Annotated in this window: 17 protein-coding genes; 8 read left to right on the top strand and 9 right to left on the bottom strand. The window is 45.4% G+C overall.

Annotated features, from left to right (window positions below):
• Positions 1 to 291: 291 nt before the first annotated feature.
• Both SSCH_RS13280 and SSCH_RS13275 read right to left on the bottom strand, forming a co-directional pair.
• Complete coding sequence (locus SSCH_RS13280) at positions 292 to 1,464, bottom strand: hypothetical protein (protein ID WP_044665887.1); 1,173 nt, start codon at positions 1,462 to 1,464, stop codon at positions 292 to 294.
• A 315-nt stretch (positions 1,465 to 1,779) separates the two neighbouring features.
• Positions 1,780 to 2,622: a DUF364 domain-containing protein gene (locus tag SSCH_RS13275; protein WP_044665886.1), complete on the bottom strand. Its 843-nt coding sequence runs from the start codon at positions 2,620 to 2,622 to the stop codon at positions 1,780 to 1,782.
• Between the two features lie 345 nt (positions 2,623 to 2,967).
• On the opposite strand from SSCH_RS13275, the gene SSCH_RS13270 reads away from it, so the two are divergent.
• The 4 genes from SSCH_RS13270 to SSCH_RS13255 all read left to right on the top strand — a co-directional run bounded on the left by SSCH_RS13270 (position 2,968) and on the right by SSCH_RS13255 (position 8,438).
• Entirely contained in the window at positions 2,968 to 3,648 is a 681-nt protein-coding gene (locus SSCH_RS13270) for a response regulator transcription factor (RefSeq protein ID WP_084711188.1), read from the top strand.
• A 1-nt stretch (position 3,649) separates the two neighbouring features.
• A complete protein-coding gene (locus SSCH_RS13265; protein ID WP_198142478.1) occupies positions 3,650 to 4,885 on the top strand; it encodes a sensor histidine kinase in 1,236 nt (411 codons plus the stop codon).
• 260 nt (positions 4,886 to 5,145) lie between these two features.
• Positions 5,146 to 5,829, top strand: coding sequence for an ABC transporter ATP-binding protein (locus SSCH_RS13260; RefSeq protein WP_044665885.1), 684 nt, complete (start codon positions 5,146 to 5,148; stop codon positions 5,827 to 5,829).
• Complete coding sequence (locus tag SSCH_RS13255) at positions 5,826 to 8,438, top strand: ABC transporter permease (RefSeq protein ID WP_044665884.1); 2,613 nt, start codon at positions 5,826 to 5,828, stop codon at positions 8,436 to 8,438. Before SSCH_RS13260 ends, SSCH_RS13255 begins: the two co-directional genes overlap by 4 nt.
• A gap of 143 nt (positions 8,439 to 8,581) precedes the next feature.
• Here SSCH_RS13255 and SSCH_RS13250 read toward each other — a convergent pair whose 3' ends face one another.
• Positions 8,582 to 9,130: an isochorismatase family protein gene (locus SSCH_RS13250; protein ID WP_044665883.1), complete on the bottom strand. Its 549-nt coding sequence runs from the start codon at positions 9,128 to 9,130 to the stop codon at positions 8,582 to 8,584.
• 239 nt (positions 9,131 to 9,369) lie between these two features.
• On the opposite strand from SSCH_RS13250, the gene SSCH_RS13245 reads away from it, so the two are divergent.
• Both SSCH_RS13245 and SSCH_RS22555 read left to right on the top strand, forming a co-directional pair.
• Entirely contained in the window at positions 9,370 to 9,723 is a 354-nt protein-coding gene (locus SSCH_RS13245) for an AbrB/MazE/SpoVT family DNA-binding domain-containing protein (protein ID WP_044665882.1), read from the top strand.
• A 117-nt stretch (positions 9,724 to 9,840) separates the two neighbouring features.
• The gene (locus tag SSCH_RS22555) at positions 9,841 to 10,005 is read left to right on the top strand and encodes a type II toxin-antitoxin system RelE/ParE family toxin (RefSeq protein ID WP_269746208.1); all 165 of its coding nucleotides are present in this window, start codon (positions 9,841 to 9,843) and stop codon (positions 10,003 to 10,005) included.
• A gap of 42 nt (positions 10,006 to 10,047) precedes the next feature.
• On the opposite strand, the gene SSCH_RS13240 is transcribed toward SSCH_RS22555, so the two are convergent.
• Genes SSCH_RS13240 through SSCH_RS13230 form a run of 3 tightly spaced genes read right to left on the bottom strand, consistent with a single transcriptional unit; the run spans position 10,048 to position 12,704 of the window.
• Complete coding sequence (locus SSCH_RS13240) at positions 10,048 to 11,463, bottom strand: ABC transporter ATP-binding protein (protein ID WP_044665881.1); 1,416 nt, start codon at positions 11,461 to 11,463, stop codon at positions 10,048 to 10,050.
• Entirely contained in the window at positions 11,451 to 12,110 is a 660-nt protein-coding gene (locus tag SSCH_RS13235) for an energy-coupling factor transporter transmembrane component T family protein (RefSeq protein ID WP_198142477.1), read from the bottom strand. Before SSCH_RS13235 ends, SSCH_RS13240 begins: the two co-directional genes overlap by 13 nt.
• A 45-nt stretch (positions 12,111 to 12,155) precedes the next feature.
• Positions 12,156 to 12,704 carry a hypothetical protein gene (locus tag SSCH_RS13230; RefSeq protein ID WP_044665879.1) on the bottom strand — a complete coding sequence of 183 codons (549 nt, stop codon included), beginning with the start codon at positions 12,702 to 12,704 and terminating at the stop codon, positions 12,156 to 12,158.
• A gap of 281 nt (positions 12,705 to 12,985) precedes the next feature.
• Between SSCH_RS13230 and SSCH_RS13225 the strand changes: the two genes are divergently transcribed.
• Together SSCH_RS13225 and SSCH_RS13220 are read left to right on the top strand one after the other, a co-directional pair.
• Positions 12,986 to 13,447, top strand: a complete 462-nt coding sequence (locus tag SSCH_RS13225; RefSeq protein WP_044665878.1) for a hypothetical protein — start codon at positions 12,986 to 12,988, stop codon at positions 13,445 to 13,447.
• 67 nt (positions 13,448 to 13,514) lie between these two features.
• Complete coding sequence (locus SSCH_RS13220; protein ID WP_044665877.1) at positions 13,515 to 14,993, top strand: hypothetical protein; 1,479 nt, start codon at positions 13,515 to 13,517, stop codon at positions 14,991 to 14,993.
• A gap of 151 nt (positions 14,994 to 15,144) precedes the next feature.
• Here SSCH_RS13220 and SSCH_RS13215 read toward each other — a convergent pair whose 3' ends face one another.
• From SSCH_RS13215 to SSCH_RS13205, 3 genes are all read right to left on the bottom strand, one after another.
• The gene (locus SSCH_RS13215) at positions 15,145 to 15,543 is read right to left on the bottom strand and encodes an HIT family protein (protein ID WP_232294482.1); all 399 of its coding nucleotides are present in this window, start codon (positions 15,541 to 15,543) and stop codon (positions 15,145 to 15,147) included.
• 8 nt (positions 15,544 to 15,551) lie between these two features.
• Positions 15,552 to 16,187 carry a hypothetical protein gene (locus SSCH_RS13210; protein ID WP_044665875.1) on the bottom strand — a complete coding sequence of 212 codons (636 nt, stop codon included), beginning with the start codon at positions 16,185 to 16,187 and terminating at the stop codon, positions 15,552 to 15,554.
• 76 nt (positions 16,188 to 16,263) lie between these two features.
• Positions 16,264 to 16,680: a hypothetical protein gene (locus SSCH_RS13205; RefSeq protein ID WP_044665874.1), complete on the bottom strand. Its 417-nt coding sequence runs from the start codon at positions 16,678 to 16,680 to the stop codon at positions 16,264 to 16,266.
• Positions 16,681 to 16,762: the final 82 nt, after the last annotated feature.

Below are 16,762 nucleotides of genomic sequence, written 5' to 3'. Positions count from 1 at the left end.
ATATCAAGGGCAATCCTACGCTCCCGTTTCTTCAAAATCAAACTGCTCCTCAGATATCACAAAAGTTGATAACGGAATAAGATATAAGTAATCCGTTTCTATTATCATCTTACCAGTTTCAGGATGTCATTTACAAGCAGATGCTCTCGACTCAATTACGATTACGCTGATATGTACTAATGCCTTGCGGGTGCGTGTACTTGAGCGTTTTAAAAGGGGACCTTTAATTACCCCTGTCAGCCCACTCCATACCCTCCAAAAGCCGTGGACCCGGCCATCCCCCTGTCCACCTTAGCTTAAGCTCAAAAACATGTACTCTGTATCCTGCAGGGGCAGAAAACCATGGAAAGCATAAAATTGTCTCATTTTTATATTCGTTTCACAGGATGTATCATGCCATATCTCATTAAATCCGCTGGGTGATTTATCTGTAAACGAATAAACCGGATAAACGACAACAGCTCCTTCTTTTGCAAGGTGCCTTTTAATCCACTCCAAAAAATCACCTGCCACCTTTTCGTATCCCTGCTTAATAATGAAATCGTCTATAAACCAGACCTTGCCGGAATTCAGTGTATTAAGCGGAGACATTAGAAAACCTTTTTCATCGTACAGGGTTGCGCATGCATCCTCAAGATCTGCTGAATAAGCATCACAGGCCTCATAAATAGAATGGTGTTCCTCCGGTGGTATCAAGATTACTCTTGCCCGAGCAATATTGATCTCGCGGGATTCAGGCTCATCCAAAAGTATCCCGAGATCAAGTTCTGCGTAAACATCGAAAATATCCAGGATTTCTTGATCAGGCTCACTGTATTTCTCTCTGTTTAAGGGAACGGAATTAAAACAATAATTACAACTGACAAATGCCAACTCTATATCTTCGCTAACATCTGTCAGCAGAGCATCATCACGTATTTCTAAATCCCCAATCGTCCTCTTGATAGCAGCCAGCCTGTCTCCGGAACTGCAGTACTTTTTATTCCACTCTTTGCACTTGTTGCAGATAGATAACACCCTGTCTAGTATGACCTGGATTTCCTGCTGCAGTTCGGGGGTTTCCTCTGCAAAATCCACTTCCGCTTCCAAAGCAAAGCGCAGATATTCTGTTTCATAACCATAGACAGGCAACCTGTAAGCCCCTGTTTCATCAACTTCCTCCAGAGCAACCATTTTTCTCAGGCGTTGTGCCAACGAATTATAAACAAGTATACACTCTTCGGCAAAAGTATCGCTTAGAAACAAAATATTATCTATCATGTCACCGGCATCGCTGAGCACATTATCAAGTGTTTCATCCAGGGCAGCAAGAATATCTATATGATCACTGTTTCCTTGATGCGGCTCCAAGTCCTGGTTCATTTCCTTGTGTATTTCTAAAATTTCATTGAGAAGATATACCTCTTCCGGATAAACCCGCAGTTTCAGCAGAAATGGCTTTGTAAGATCTATAACATTACTCATAGCTTATAACACCTCTTTTACTTTCCTGTATTACCTTTCAGCAGCATCAATATTGGAACATACACCTCCATGAATTATTTGGTACCATACATTTGCAGCGAAGTATACCATAACTGGGATAGGTCTGCTACCAACCTCTTATCACCTTCATACTGCACCCTATACCATTAGCGGCTTTTACTGGATTGTATATCCGCCTTACTGCCCATGGGCTTGCCTTACTTTACAAATAAAAAGCCCGGCTCCCTGTCAGGAAACCAGGCCGGAACAGACCACCGCACCAATCAGGCGACTGCGATTGCTAAAAATAGAGGCTCAAGCTGTTGGTTTGGAGGATATTACTATTTTTTCGGCGGACTTGCCATAAAAATGATAACCGGAACCGGCTTCCGCAAGCACATCCAGTAAATGATCAGGTTGAGTGACCGCAATTCCCCCCAGTGCTGTTACCCCTCTTTGGAAGAAGGCATCAGGCAGCATACTGGCAGTGGGGCCCACAACCACAATCTGGGCATGATCAGGAGCCTTATCCAGTATAGCCTCCAGGGTGTCGTTGATCAGGGTTGTCCCTGTAATGATCAAATAATCAGCATCCTGGATAACACTATCTGCTTTTTCAGGGGGCACATAAAACCCCATCTCCCCTTCCTTTAAAGTTCGGGGATCAAGCTCCAAAATGGAAAAGGTCAAGCCCTGTTTTTTCAGCATCTTGAAGTAGGGAACCAAAGCTCCGATGACAACAACCCGCGCTTCTTTGGGAAAAACCACATCATCTAAAGGATCTGCTCCCAGTTTAATTTCGTAATCCTGCGGCGGATTGATCTTCCAGCAGGTGCTGGAAAGGGCATTCAAGACAGCGATCGCTAATGCCCTTTTCATGGGGCTGGATGAAAACATTTCATCCAGGAAGTAGTTGACGCTCCTGCCCCGCAGTTTACCCGAACTGGGCATAACCCGCGCTGAACTAGGACAGCATACAGCCTCCGGGATAGATTTGATCGGCGTAAAACAAATACCCCCCTGACCGTTGGACAGCTTTACCCCTGTGAAAAAGATGCCGATATTCACTTTTTCCACAGTTAGAGACTGTAAATCCTCACCCAACTGTCGCTGAACTTCTTTGATGGTATCAGTCAAAATACCGCTGCTATTTTTCATTAGATCACCTCACATGACGACATTAGCAACTGGTGCAATAGGATTTGTCCTGGCAGGAAGATCCGCAGGCAGATACCTCTTTTTCTCCCAGGTGAAGCTGGGAATTAATTGTTATCCATATTAATGATCATTCGTTATAAATAACTATTATCCTGCCGGTTACCACGCGGTTTTTGACAGGGCCGGCGGCACAGCAGCAAACACATTTGGGGAAAGAAGGAAAGCAGACCAGTGCCGTCCTGTCGCCAAATCAGATTTTACTGTAATCTGAAGAAGGGTAAAGGAAAAGACCAGTAGAAAAGAACATTAGAATCCAGATACGGGTGAATAGAGGGAGGAGATCCCGTGAACGAGATATTAATTGTCGAAGATGACAAAACCATCGCCATGGGCATCGAGTTTACATTAACCCAGGAGGGCTTTTCCACCCATGTTTGCTATGACTTCCATAAGGCCAAAAAAGCCATTCTGGACAAGCCTTTTTTGCTGATCATCCTGGATGTAAACCTTCCGGATGGAAACGGCTTTGAGCTGTGCAAACTGGTCAGAGCAATAGATGATACACCTGTTATCTTCCTCACAGTCAACGATGATGAGGCCAATACGGTCATGGGGCTGGATCTGGGAGCTGATGATTACATCACCAAACCCTTCAGGCTGAGGGAGCTGATCTCACGAATCAACAGTGTTCTGCGCAGATACAACAGGCAGCCCGACCCACAAACAGAAATTTTGCTGGGGAACATCAGAATCAACCCAGATAAGGCCAGGGTTTACAAGAACGACCAACCCCTCTGGCTGACCGCCCTGGAGTACAAGCTGCTGCTCACCCTTGCCCACAACAAGGGGCAGGTAATGAGCAGAAAGCAGATCCTTGAAGGGATCTGGGATGTAGCCGGTGATTTCGTCAACGACAACACCCTCACGGTCTATATCAAGCGGCTGCGCGAAAAAATCGAGGATGACCCCCGGCAGCCGAAGATGATCATCACTGTAAGGGGTCTAGGCTACAAGGCAGGTGATTAAGATGAAACTATCCAATAATCCTGAAGTAAACAGACTTATGACCTTATTTGCCTTCCTGCTGGCCTTCTTCATGATCACCGCCCTCCTGTTCAGCCTGGCCGGAAGGCATCATTTGAAACAAGCCTTTATCAATAACCAGGCATCGATGATCGGGATGATCTCCGAAAAATACCCGGAGGCAGAGCAGGATGTGATCAGGCAGACCACACAAACAGATAAAGATGCAGCTATAAAAGGAAAAGCAGTCTTGTCAAGATACGGGATTGATGCGAAAGACACACAGCTGGACACCCCTTTGATGCAAAACTGTTTTCACTACAACTTATCCCTCACTCTCTTGCTGGTCCTTCTCACCGGCTGTGCCTTTATTGCGGCAATTTCGCTGTTCTTAAAAAAACAGTACGGTCAAATCAGGGAGGTCTCCTGCTATGCAGGAAAGATCAACACCGGGGATTACTCTCTTGATATTCGGGATAATCGTGAGGGAGATCTCAGCATCCTTAAAAATGAAATCTACAAGATCACCACCATGCTCAAAGAACAGTCCACAGCTCTGAAAAGAGATAAGATACTCCTTGCGGACTCCCTGGCTGATATATCACACCAGCTGAAAACACCCCTCACCTCTTTGTATGTTTTAAATGACCTGCTGTCTGAAGACCCCTCGGAACAAAACAGGGAAAAGTATCTTAACCGTATGAGGTCACAGCTGAAGCGGGTCGAATGGCTGGTCACCTCTCTGCTGAAACTTTCCAAGCTTGACGCGGGAACCGTCACCATGAAAAGGGAGGAGGTCTATGTTCACACCCTTGTAGAGAAAGCCCTGGAATCTTTGAGCATCCCCCTGGATATCAAAATGCTGCAGCTTGATGTGGAGGGTGAGAAAAATGTCAAATTCTGCGGCGATTTTAACTGGAGCTGTGAAGCCCTGATCAATATCCTCAAGAACTGTATTGAACACACCCCTGAAAAAGGGCAGCTGAGGATCTCTTTTGATGAGAACCCACTGTATACAGTGATCACTGTCAAAGACAGCGGCCCCGGGATCGCCCCGGAGGATCTCCCCTATATTTTCAACCGCTTTTACAAAGGGAAAAACGCCGCGGAAGACCAGGTGGGCATCGGCCTGGCCATGGCCCAGGCCATTGTGGCCAAACAGGGCGGGGATATCACAGTTACAAGTGAAAATAACAGGGGGTCGGAATTTACGATCAAGTTTTATCGAAACATCAACTAAAACGATCTCGAATCCTATGACGGCCTGCAGGTGCTCCATCAACACCGAACGTCAATGAAGGAAGCGAAAAATGCTGCTGTGCCAATCGGTATTTAAGCATCAATGATTCCACTGCGGAAACCCTGTATATGTATTGACTTCCCTAAACATTTATTGGCCGCTGTGTAGACTCAAATGACAAAATTGTCACCAAACCAGTCACCTGATAGTCACTTTGGACAGGTACAATCTAGACAGCAAATGAAAAGGAGCATGGTTTCATGGAAATATTAAGGGTAGAGAATCTGTCTAAAATATATGGAAGCGGCACCACACAGGTGAAAGCCCTGAACGGTGTCTCTTTCAGTGTAAAAAGGGGCGAATTTGTGGCCATTGTCGGGGCCTCGGGTTCCGGCAAATCCACTCTTCTGCATATGATTGGCGGTGTGGATCGTCCCACCGCAGGCAAGGTTTTGATCGAAGACACAGATATCTATAAGCTCGACAAAACCAACCTGGCTATCTTCAGGCGGCGGCAGGTAGGCCTCATTTACCAGTTTTACAACCTGCTCCCCATCTTAAATGTAGAGGAAAATATCACACTGCCGCTGCTCCTCGATGGCCAAAAAGCAGATCAAAAGTTCTTAAAGGAGGTCCTGGAAACCCTCAATCTGGCAGACAGAGCAGGCCACCTGCCCAATGAACTCTCCGGGGGTGAGCAGCAGAGGGTCTCCATCGGCCGCGCCCTGATCAACCGCCCCGCCCTGGTCCTGGCGGATGAACCCACAGGCAACCTGGACAGCAAGAACTCCCAGGAGATCGTCGACCTGCTCAAACTGTCGAACAAGCGCTATCACCAAACCCTGCTCATGGTCACCCACAACCACAATATAGCTCTCATGGCTGACCGCATGATCACCATCTCTGACGGGCGCATTGTCAAAGATGAGGTGATCCGGCGGTGAATATCATCAACACCCTCACCTTGCGCAGCCTGAAGCTGAACCGGAAGCGCACCATCGTCACCATTATCGGCATTATCCTCTCCACGGCGATGATCTGCGGCACAATCACTCTTTCCGCCAGCTTCCAGGATCTTTTTGTACAGATAGCGATCAAAACCGATGGAAATTTTCATGCCACTTTTTACGGCTTAAAACTGGACGAGACCAAATATATCACCGACAACCCATACACAAAAAAGGCTGTGCTCAGCAGAAATCTGGGATACGCCCTTTTTGAGCAGTCAACATCTGAAAATAAGCCCTATTTCTTTGTAAAAGAATACGATGCTGCGGCTTTCCGGCAGATGCCCGTCCAACTAACCGCAGGCCGTTTTCCGGAAAAAGCCGGTGAAGTGCTGATCTCCGAAGAGATTCCAAAACGCGGCGGGAAAGCATATCAGATCGGAGAAACCATCGCCTTTAATTTAGGTGAAAGGATCAATGAGGAGGGGCAGCAGCTGCCCGATGATCTTTCATTTGAAGAAACAGAGAAGTTTGTAACCACCGGCACAAAAACCTATACCATCACCGGGTACATGGCCAAACCCCATTTTGAAATGATCCGCAGCACCCCCGGGTTTACTGTGATCGGCTTTCTGGATCCAGGCGGACTCATCCCGAATGAAGCGGTCAATGTATCCATCCTCGGGAAAAACCCCCGCCAGATTTACGACAGGGTTCCGGAGATGGCCAAAAAAGCCGGGGCCAGGGACTATGATTATAATAGTGAACTCTTAAAGTACATGGGCATCTCCAAAAACGAGAATGTGAATGCGATGTTCAATTCTGTAACCGCCATCGTGATCATCCTGATCCTGGTCGGCTCAGTGACAGTTATCTACAACGCCTTCGCCATATCGGTGAGTGAGCGCAAAAAGCAGTTCGGCATGCTGGCCAGCACAGGCGCCACACCCCGGCAGATCCGCAGAACCGTATTTTTCGAAGGTGCCCTCCTGGGGTTGGCAGGCATACCCTTGGGCATCCTCTCCGGTGTCGGCGGCATTGGTGTAACCCTTTCCGTTGTCAATCGGCTCATAAGCGACATGATATCCATGTATGATGTCGCTCTCCGGTTGATCGTCTCTCCCGGTATTATCCTGGCCACAATTGCTTTTGTGGGGCTGATCATCTTTATCTCTGCTTATCTTCCCGCTGTGAGGGCCTCCGCCACCTCACCCATCGAGGCGATCAGGCTGAGCAAGGATATCAAAATAAAGGGGAAAACCGTAAAAACCTCCAGGCTGACCCGCTTTTTATGGGGGATTGAGGGAGAGCTGGCACTAAAAAATCTCAAGCGCAACCGCCGCCGCTACCGCGCCACTGTGGTGTCCCTGTTCATCAGCATCGTCCTTTTCATCTCCTTTTCCTCTTTCATCACCTACGCGTTTAAGAGCACCGGCCTGTACTACCAGGACATACCCTATAATTTATCGGTGGTCGCCGAAAATGCCTCCGCAGAGCAGCAAAAAAGTTTTTATGAGCGCATTACCGATCTTGATGAAGTGGAAAGATACGCAGTGGTCAGAGAGAATCAGGTTGGATCCTGGCTGACACGCTCCCAATTCAGCCCTTACATACAAAAGAATTGTATAGATAAAAAGTTATTTGGCGCAAATGAAGACGGCCACTACCAGTGTGTTTTTCACATCACCGCCCTCGGTGATAAGGAATTTAAAACCTACACCGAGGAAAATGGGCTTGATTGGGCAGATTTTAAGGATACCCAAAATTTGAAGGGAATCCTCATTAATAAAAGCATCACACATGATGCCAAACTTACAGAGTATAACCCACTGCAGATCAAGGCGGGTGAAAAGCTCCTGCTGGAGGGATTCCAAGATGGTGAGGAAACAGATGCAGCAGATTTTACAATGGAGGTCGGCGCAGTAACCGACAGCCTTCCCCTGGGTGTTTCCTCCGCCTGCTCAGGATCCGTTAAAATGATCGTCTCTGAAGAAGTGTTTGCAGCTATCGACACACTGCTGCAAAAAGACAGCCAAAAACCTTATGATCACGGATGTCCCACAGAGCTTTATCTATGCACAAAGGACAGCACCGGCCTGGCGGCACAGATCCGCACTATTTTTGAAGATTATGATGATCAGTGTTCCCTGTGGCTTTATGATGTGGAAGCAGAAAAACAGGATATGGAGCGCGGGAATACAGTGATCTCCATCTTTCTATACGGCTTCATCACCCTGATCACCCTGATTGGTGTCACCAATATATTCAACACCATCAGCACCAATGTCGCCCTGCGCCGCCGAGAATTTGCCATACTCCAATCCATGGGGCTGACCCCTAAGGGCTTTAACAAGATAATCAACTATGAAAGCATCTTCTATGGCTTGAAAGCCCTTCTCTACGGCTTGCCTGTCAGCATCTTAATCAGCGTATGGATGTACAATTCCTTCGGCAATATGTTTGAGTTTGCCTTCATACTGCCGTGGAAAGAGATCCTCTACTGCGTGGCCGGGGTATTCGTGATCATCTTTATCACCATGCTGCATGCCAGCGCCAAGCTGAAAAATGACAATATTGTGGATGCTTTGAGGGGGGAAAACCTGTAGACCGAGTATCTTCTGAAAAAAGGCCAGATAAATAAACCGGTCAAACCAACTGACATTCAACTGACCGTTCCTGTACACTATCATGGATCTCAAGACATATATGCCGCTGATGCCGGCATCGTGGAGAATCCAGTGAAGTAAAACTATTTAATAAGCGGGTGAATCGCCTTAAAATCAGGGGTTCCCGCCACTTTAAGCAGGTCAAAAACCGCTGTTTCCGTATCGGTAATCACTGCTCCTTCTTCTCTCATCAACTGGAGCCCATTTTTGTAGTTATCCTTGCGGCGAGAGCAGACCGCATCTTGCAATAGATAGACCTCGAATCCTGCAGCCAACAGATCCCTTACTGTCTGGAAGACGCAAACATGGGTCTCACTGCCAACCACCAACAGCTGCCTGCGCCCAAAGCTTTGTAATTGTTCAAGGGTTTCTTTGGTTACAGCTGAAAAGGATGTCTTCTCGAGGAGCAGGTGCTCACCCAGCTTCTCAGCTATACCCTGCACAGTCCTTCCCAAACCCTTCGGATACTGCTCAGTCACCACAACCGGTATCTTTAACTGCAGGCAGACACCGAGCATAATGCGCGTGTTCTTATACACCTTTTCAGCATGCTCCATAGCCTTCATCAGTTTTTCCTGAAGATCGATGACCAGGAAAAGCGCCTGTTCGCTGTTTAAAGAGTGCTTTTTCAAGGGAATGCACATCCTTTGCCGTTCCGGCTGAATTTATAATTTCATTGGACTTACTTTCCTAATAAAGAAAATTGCATCTGCCTGTTTTGCTATAGAGGTACGAAAGTCGGGTGGTAACCAGCACCGTTGCCCTTTCTTTGTTTCTTTGTTATAATGGTTGTAAAGATACAAGGATATAGGCATTCTATTGATCATTCTGTATATACTATAAAGAGGTTACAAATATATCTACGATTGTTATGGAGCGTGATATTATGGAGCGTAAAATAATCAGCGTTTCAAAGAAGCGTCAAATTACGATACCTTTACAATTCTATAAACATCTTAAACTTGGAAGCGAAGTTGAATGCTCACTTGAAGATGGCAAAATTGTTATTCAGCCTCTTCATAGGGAACCTAATGAGTTTTCCGTTGAAATACTCAAAGACCTAGTTTCCCAGGGATATTCAGGTAAAGAACTTGTAAAGCAATTTGAAACACAAAGCAAAAACATTAAAAAGGCTGTTACCAATATGCTTGAAGAAGCGGATGCCATTGCAGTTGGTGAAAAGAAAGCAGCAAACTTCGACGATATCTTTGGTTCAGAGGACTGATTATGTACGAAATATTATTCAGTCCTGCTGCTGAACGTTTTTTTACAAAGCTAAAAAGAAAAACCTTTAAAAAAAGCATACAAAACAGCTTTACTAAAATTAAGTGAAAATCCTTATATCGGCCAGCCAAAACGCGGTGATTTATCCGGTATTTATGGTTTCAATGTAAAACATAAAGGTATCAATTATGAAATTGCCTATACCATAAGTGAGGTTGACGGCAAAAAGGTTATTGTGCTTCTTGCAGGAACTCGTGAAAACTTTTATGAACAACTAAAGTGATATATTAAATAGCTCGTGGGCATTTGTTGATGTCCTGCTTTTCTATGAAAAATACTGATCAACAATCTCCACACCGCCGACACTTATACCACCCTGTGCTATTTCCACAACCCGATCACATAATGCTTTTGCGGCCAGCTTATCATGGGTAACCGTGATCAGTGTCATGCCGTACCTCTGATTTAAAGCATTGAGCACCTCTGTTATCCTGTGTAGATTATCATAATCCTGCCCAATGGTAGGCTCATCAAGAAGAAGGATTTTAGGCTTTGACGCCACAACAGAGGCAACAGCGACAAGTCTCTTCTGCCCCTGGCTGAGAGAAAGGGGATGTCTTGATAATAATTCATCCAGTTCGAATAACTCCACTATCTCTTCCACAAATTTGTCGTTAAAACCATTCAAGCAGACTTCATTGTATACTGAGTCCATAAACAATTGATGGTTTGGGTTTTGAAACACAAAACCGATCATCCCCTCCTGCCCCTTTCTTTTTTTGTGGACAGGAGCTTCAAAGAGCTTAAGCATCCCATTTTCCGAATTTCTTACAGGCAGCAAACCCGATATGATCTTGAGGAGAGTTGTTTTTCCACACCCATTCTCTCCGAGAACCACAACCCTTTCACCGGCCTTAATATCGATGCTCACATTGCTGAGCACAGATTTGTGTCCATAGGAAAAGCTTAAATTATTGATGCTGACAGCACTTTCCTGCCTGGAGTTTCCATTTTGCAGGGTTCTAAAAAACTTTCTTTTCCTCTCTTCCTCCAAAATAGCATCTCTGTCATCAATATCCCTGACCAAAACTCCCTTTTCCATGATCAAAAGCCGGTCACAATAGTGTGCCGCCATATCCAGGCGGTGCTCTACCATAAGTATGCTTTTACCCATGCCTGTCAGGCTCTTAATAAATGCAAGGAAACTCTTGCTGCTCTCATAATCGAGATTGGCCAGGGGTTCATCCAATAGAATTAAATCAGGCAGCATGGACAAAACGGCCCCCATAACCACCCTCTGCTTTTGGCCTCCGGAGAGAGAATGAATAAATGCTGTGTAATCTATTTTTAACAACGGTTTCAGCACCTTCAGCCTTCTTGTGATCTCTGAAACTTCAACACCAAGGTTCTCAAGCCCAAAAGCAAGCTCATCCTCAACCTTTAAGTTGACTATTTGAGCCTCCACATCCTGCCACATAATTCCCACAAGGCTTACAATGTCCTGCACCTGCATCGATGCTGTATTTCGATCACCAATACAGATCACACCCCTCATTTCTGCCTGAATAAAATGAGGTATTGTAAGATTGATGCACTTTAAGAGAGTGGACTTCCCACAACCGCTTTTACCTGTGAGAAGCACCAGCTCCCCTTTTTTCATTATAAACGAAACATCCTTGATGCTCGGTTCCTTGTGTATAGGATATCTTACCTGCAAGCCTTCAACTCTTAATAGATCCATTTAACCCCTGCCATAAATAAAGATATGATGCTCAAAAAAATAAGATCAGCTGCCTTAATACCAACAGGCTTATAAACCGTGGGTGCTGCAGTTCCAAAACCCTTCATATGCAGTGCAAGAGAGAGGTTGTCTGACAAAGAGGACATCCTGAAAACAAAGGGGATGATCATCCCCCGGTACCAAACCTTAAAGCCCCTTTTTTGCCCATTCAAACGCATATCAAATGAGTCCTTGATTTTCTGCATTTCATTCATTAAAACCGGGATAAACCGTAAAGTGATCAGAATGCCGATAGATAGATATGAAGACACACCCACTGTGTTTAAACTTCTGGTCAGCATTGAGGGGCAGGTGCTTCCACAAAACAGCACATAACACAGAAACATGAAAACAATCCTGATCGATGAAACCCCCGCTGCTTGAAGAGTGCTGCCGCAGATAACGCTGATCAAAAATACCGGTATCAAAAACAGCAGCATGATGGGCACCAGTCTAATGAATCCAGGCAGTAAGCCCCAGACAGCAAACAGCAGCAGCAAAAATCCCAGATTTAAAACTTGTCCAGTCAGGGTGTTTGTCCAAATACTAAAAACAATAATAATTATGGTAAGGACAAATTTAATGATGGGATTCATGCCTTTAACCAATGAATTCCCTGAATTCCCGTCAATAAAAACCATCTCTTTATATCACTACCCCACAGTGGAAATACCACGAAATTCCTTTGATATGCGTGTAGCCAACAAACTGCCCAAAGCACCTAACACCGCGGAAAGCACAAAGGTTAACAGAAGTACCAGTGGGTTCTGCAGCACTGCTGATATGGGCGTATCCCTTAAGATAAGAGCGCCCATAAGCTCGCCGTACACCATCATTGTTCCCATGTATGTACCCCCGACAATACTGACCTTTGCCCTGTTTAATGCATCCCTTCCCAACAAAAAGAAAACCAGATCTGCAGTGATCCCGCTGGCGACACAAAACATCAGAATAACAGGAGATATAAAAGCTAACGGCAGCCCACAAAGGGTGGATACAATAGTACACGTTCCAACCTTTTTAATCTTCACAACCGCCAAAGCTATCAGCAGCCCATAAAAAGGCGCCACCACAATTGTTCTGATCCCTGGTATAGGGAGTGCCACCACCAGCGGAACAGTAAAAAAACTGACGACCATCATGGCCGCAGCTGTAATAGCCATATAAACAATATCTTTCAGCTTGAAGTCCAGCTTATTCACCCCCCCTCTTGTGAATATAAAAAGACCACAGAAGTGCCATACTTTGATAAAGTATAAAACCTCCGTGGTTTCGTTGTCATTAATGTATTTGATTGTCTATAAGCGCTGCCGCTTATATTTATTATTTATTATAGCACTGCCCCTCGGGAAAGGAAAGGAACAAATAGGTGCTGCCGCTTTCCATAAACTCGTTTACCTCCTCCAGCAGCTTCTGCCGGAGGAGATGCATATATTCAGCTTCATCGGCTTTCCGTATACATGCGTACTTTATTCTAACTCTTATGTCAGTTTTCTGGGACGAAGGCCGCACACAGCTTGAGCGTTTTTGCAACGAATCCCGCAAGCCTTCAAGCGGTGGACCATCACCATTCAACTACTTTATCCAGCCAGATCCGGATCAGTTGCTGCGTGTCGGCGTGGGCCTCGGTTTTAAAAGGGCACGGCTAAAGTATATCTACTCCCTGCTGCGAGGAAAGGACCTAGAAACAGAACAATTTAGTGAAGAGCGAAGAATTCAACAATTTGAAATTCTTAAAAAGGCACAAGACAGAGTAATAACTATTCAGTACTGGCATGACTTTATGAATTGCATTCGGATGGCTGGTTTCCGTAGTGCCAAGATGATTAGTTCCCAAAACAACCTACTTTTTTTCTTATATCCTATTCTATTGGGAAGGACGGAATACAGTCTACGCTTAGATCATTCCCTTATTTTCCTGGACATAACATCAGCACCTGTCTGAACTTATTCTTCTGTGATTTTCCGTGATCTGATGGTAATATTAAGGAAGAGAAAAAGGGGGCGCCTAAATGCCTAAATGTGAACTCACGCATTCCAATCAACTACATCAGTTGCTGGTATCTGTTTCCCGGCATCTCTATGTGCAGAAAAACGGATTGTTGAAGTACCAGCAAAAACCGCTTGATGTAAGCTTTTCGAACCTGAAGAAGTCTCGAAAGGAGCACCTTGTTTACTATATTTTGAGAGACGCTTTGAGCGGCACCTTCTTCTTGGAAATCACCACTTCACAGGCAATGATTCCGCTTTTGGAGTTTTTGTGTCTTGCCTGGGAAAAGGGTCCGGGGAAGTACATCTGGGGGTTGCCTGAGCAGCTGTCGATCCCCAAGGGGCTAGCTGTAGAAGAACTACGAGAGGGCCTCGATGCGCTCGGTGTGCAGGTAGTTCTTCCTGCAAGCGGATTTGCTGCCGGGGTGAGGGTAATCAGGGATATTGAAGATTGCCTTTGCTACTTGATGGGGAGAATGTCGGATCACCGCCCCCAGGTGTTGAATACACGCTGCAAGGATAAGTTGTATGATTACCTGTTGGGGCTTAACCATGACGAACAATACAATAAATATGAAAAGTGGCTTGGCGCTATACCTGAACAGGGGATCCGGGATGTGCCAGATAGGGAAACAATTTTGCTAAACTTTCAGGAAACAGATGAGCCGGTATCCGGTGTGCTTTGGTTAAAAACCAAAAAGAAGATGCGTTTTAAGGTGCCTACCTGGGAGGGGGATACCTGGCCGCTTTTTGACCAGGACCGCTATTACCGTGCCGATGACCTGGTTTGCGATGCCTATGATATTGCTGACAGAGATGTGCGCATCAAATACGCCTGGGATGCGCTGGAAATATCCCCTTACTGTGTTGATGCTTTTAACCTGCTAGCGGACGAGAGTGACCTGTTGGATGAGAAAATATCTTTCTATGATAAGGCTGTATGTGCGGGACGTCTAATACTAGGCAATGAATACATTCAGACAAATGCCGGGCATTTTTGGATGATCATTGAGACGAGGCCGTATATGAGAGCTCTCAGAGGGTATGCCGACAGCCTCCGGGAAGCGGGAAGGATTGATAGGGCAATTGATATTTACTGGGAGCTTTTGCGCCTTAATCCGAATGACAACCAGGGTAACAGATACATTTTGTCGGCCTGTTTATTGGAGGTTGGACGCGATCAGGAGATGCGCCTGCTGATGGCCCGCTACGGGGATGAAAACACCTGCTTTATTGCATATGATAAAACACTTTGGACATATCGTGTCACTGGAGGGGCCAACGAGCGCTCCAATATGATGCTTCAAGAAGCCCTGGGAAGCAATCAATGTGTACCCGCTTATTTGCTGGGAGAGAAAGCCATCCCCTGGAGGAAACCGAACTATTATGGGATGGGGGATGAAAATGAAGCCATCATCTATGCTTCACATTCCCGCAAAGCCTGGGAGCAAACCCCTGGCGCCTTGGAATGGTTGAAGGGTAAGCGGGTGTCATCTGCCTGAAGTGCGCTTCTGGAATGCCTCGATTAGTAATTGACGTACTCCCACGACTTCTCGGGATTCTGGTTCAAGAACATTCAAAGCAAACCCCGGTTTATCAGTTATGTAGTCAATATTAGTATCCTATCCCTTACCAGCTTGTTGTAAACCTTCTTCATCCTTCCCCCTCCTCCAGATAAGGCACCAGGCTCTTTTTTATTCTTCTTATTCCACCCCGGGGGTCAGGGACGTCCCCGGAGTAGCGGGGGATAACATGCACATGCAGGTGAAAAATGGTCTGCCCAGCGGCGCCTCCAACATTAACACCGATATTGTAGCCGTCAGGTTGAAACTGCTGATCCAGTTTATCTTTCACTTCGATTATCAAGCGGGTTATTGCGTCCATTTCCTCAAGTGTTGCCTCAAAATAAGTTTCTACATGACGTTTAGGAACTACCAGTACATGTCCGCGGTTAACCGGATAATTGTCGAACAGGGCTACAGCTAGTTCGTTTTCCGCAATTACTTGCTCTGGCCGTATTTGACAGAATACACAGTGGGACAAAATGATCACCCTTTATATCAATCTTTATAACGTCTCCGGAAATAATCGGTTCCTCTGTATATTAGAATATCATCCACATGAAAAGCCAGTTTTGGAGAAAGGAAAGGCTCAACTGCAGAATCTAAGTACATGACTTTGTTGATCTCATCATAGTGGAAGAACTGCCCCCGGCTCAAAAACTTCACTGGATTATTCTTTGCCAGGCGGACAAATTCATCAACCCCCCAGCTTCTCCAGTTTCGGTTGCTGCGGTTGTTAAGGTCTTTTTGGTGAAGCGGATAATCACGGTAAAAGCTCATCATTTCCTCACCGATGTCCCTCAGCTGTACACGCTCCCTTATGGCACCTTGGTACAGGAAGGCTCTGATAGTCGGCAGTTTATAAGCCTTGGTGAACCGCGTCTGTTCCACCTCTTTGAGAAATTCCTCCGCGGGTGTGTCCAGCCAACCTTCCTCCTCCGGCTCCAGCTCTTCTACGGATTTCAGAAACCTCAACCAGCCGTCCTTTAGATATTCCCTGAAGGGTATATCGCTCCCTTCATACATATCTAAGCGGGTCGGCCTTCTCCCTAATGACTGTTTAATGCGCCAGTAGATATCACGCATCTTGACCTTAAGACATTCTGCTTCCCATAAACCCTCTGCTTTTTTCAACAGTTTATCAGGTAAGGGTTCGTATACCTTAAATTGTTCCTCTGATAGACACCTTACAATGTGCTCATTAAAAAACTCAAGATAAAAAAATCGAGTCTACCCTAACCCCCCTACCCCATTCTCTTAACCCTAATATCAATTCATGGGTTATTGATTCAAAATATAATTCCCCGCTGGTACCAATTACTATAATTTTACTACCAAACTTTAACTTAACACCTCTGCTTATCCTTATATTGTTATATCCCAAGTAACTTTCCGATGCTCGGTACTTTGTTGTATAGCGACCTTGAAATTGAAAGACTTCCAATATCACTTTCCAAGGACAACTCGAACCATTCGTAATAATATCTTGCGATTTTAGATCAAACTTCTTAAGCTTAATATCGTCCCTACCCCAGTCCTCTAATATATATTTTTTAGCAGTAGTATACATAATTCTAGGATGTGTATTTACATATGCATAGACTGACGTACGGCTGATTTCATTCATGTCTACGCTTTTGTACCTTCTTGATAAATTTCCTCAAGAGTAAGCGGCCTGTTTAACTCCTTCAACACAACATAAACGAGGT

Origin of the sequence: Syntrophaceticus schinkii, from assembly GCF_000946815.1 — a bacterium.
Lineage (GTDB): Bacteria > Bacillota > DSM-12270 > Thermacetogeniales > Thermacetogeniaceae > Syntrophaceticus > Syntrophaceticus schinkii.
This window is presented reverse-complemented; position numbering and strand designations above follow the sequence as displayed.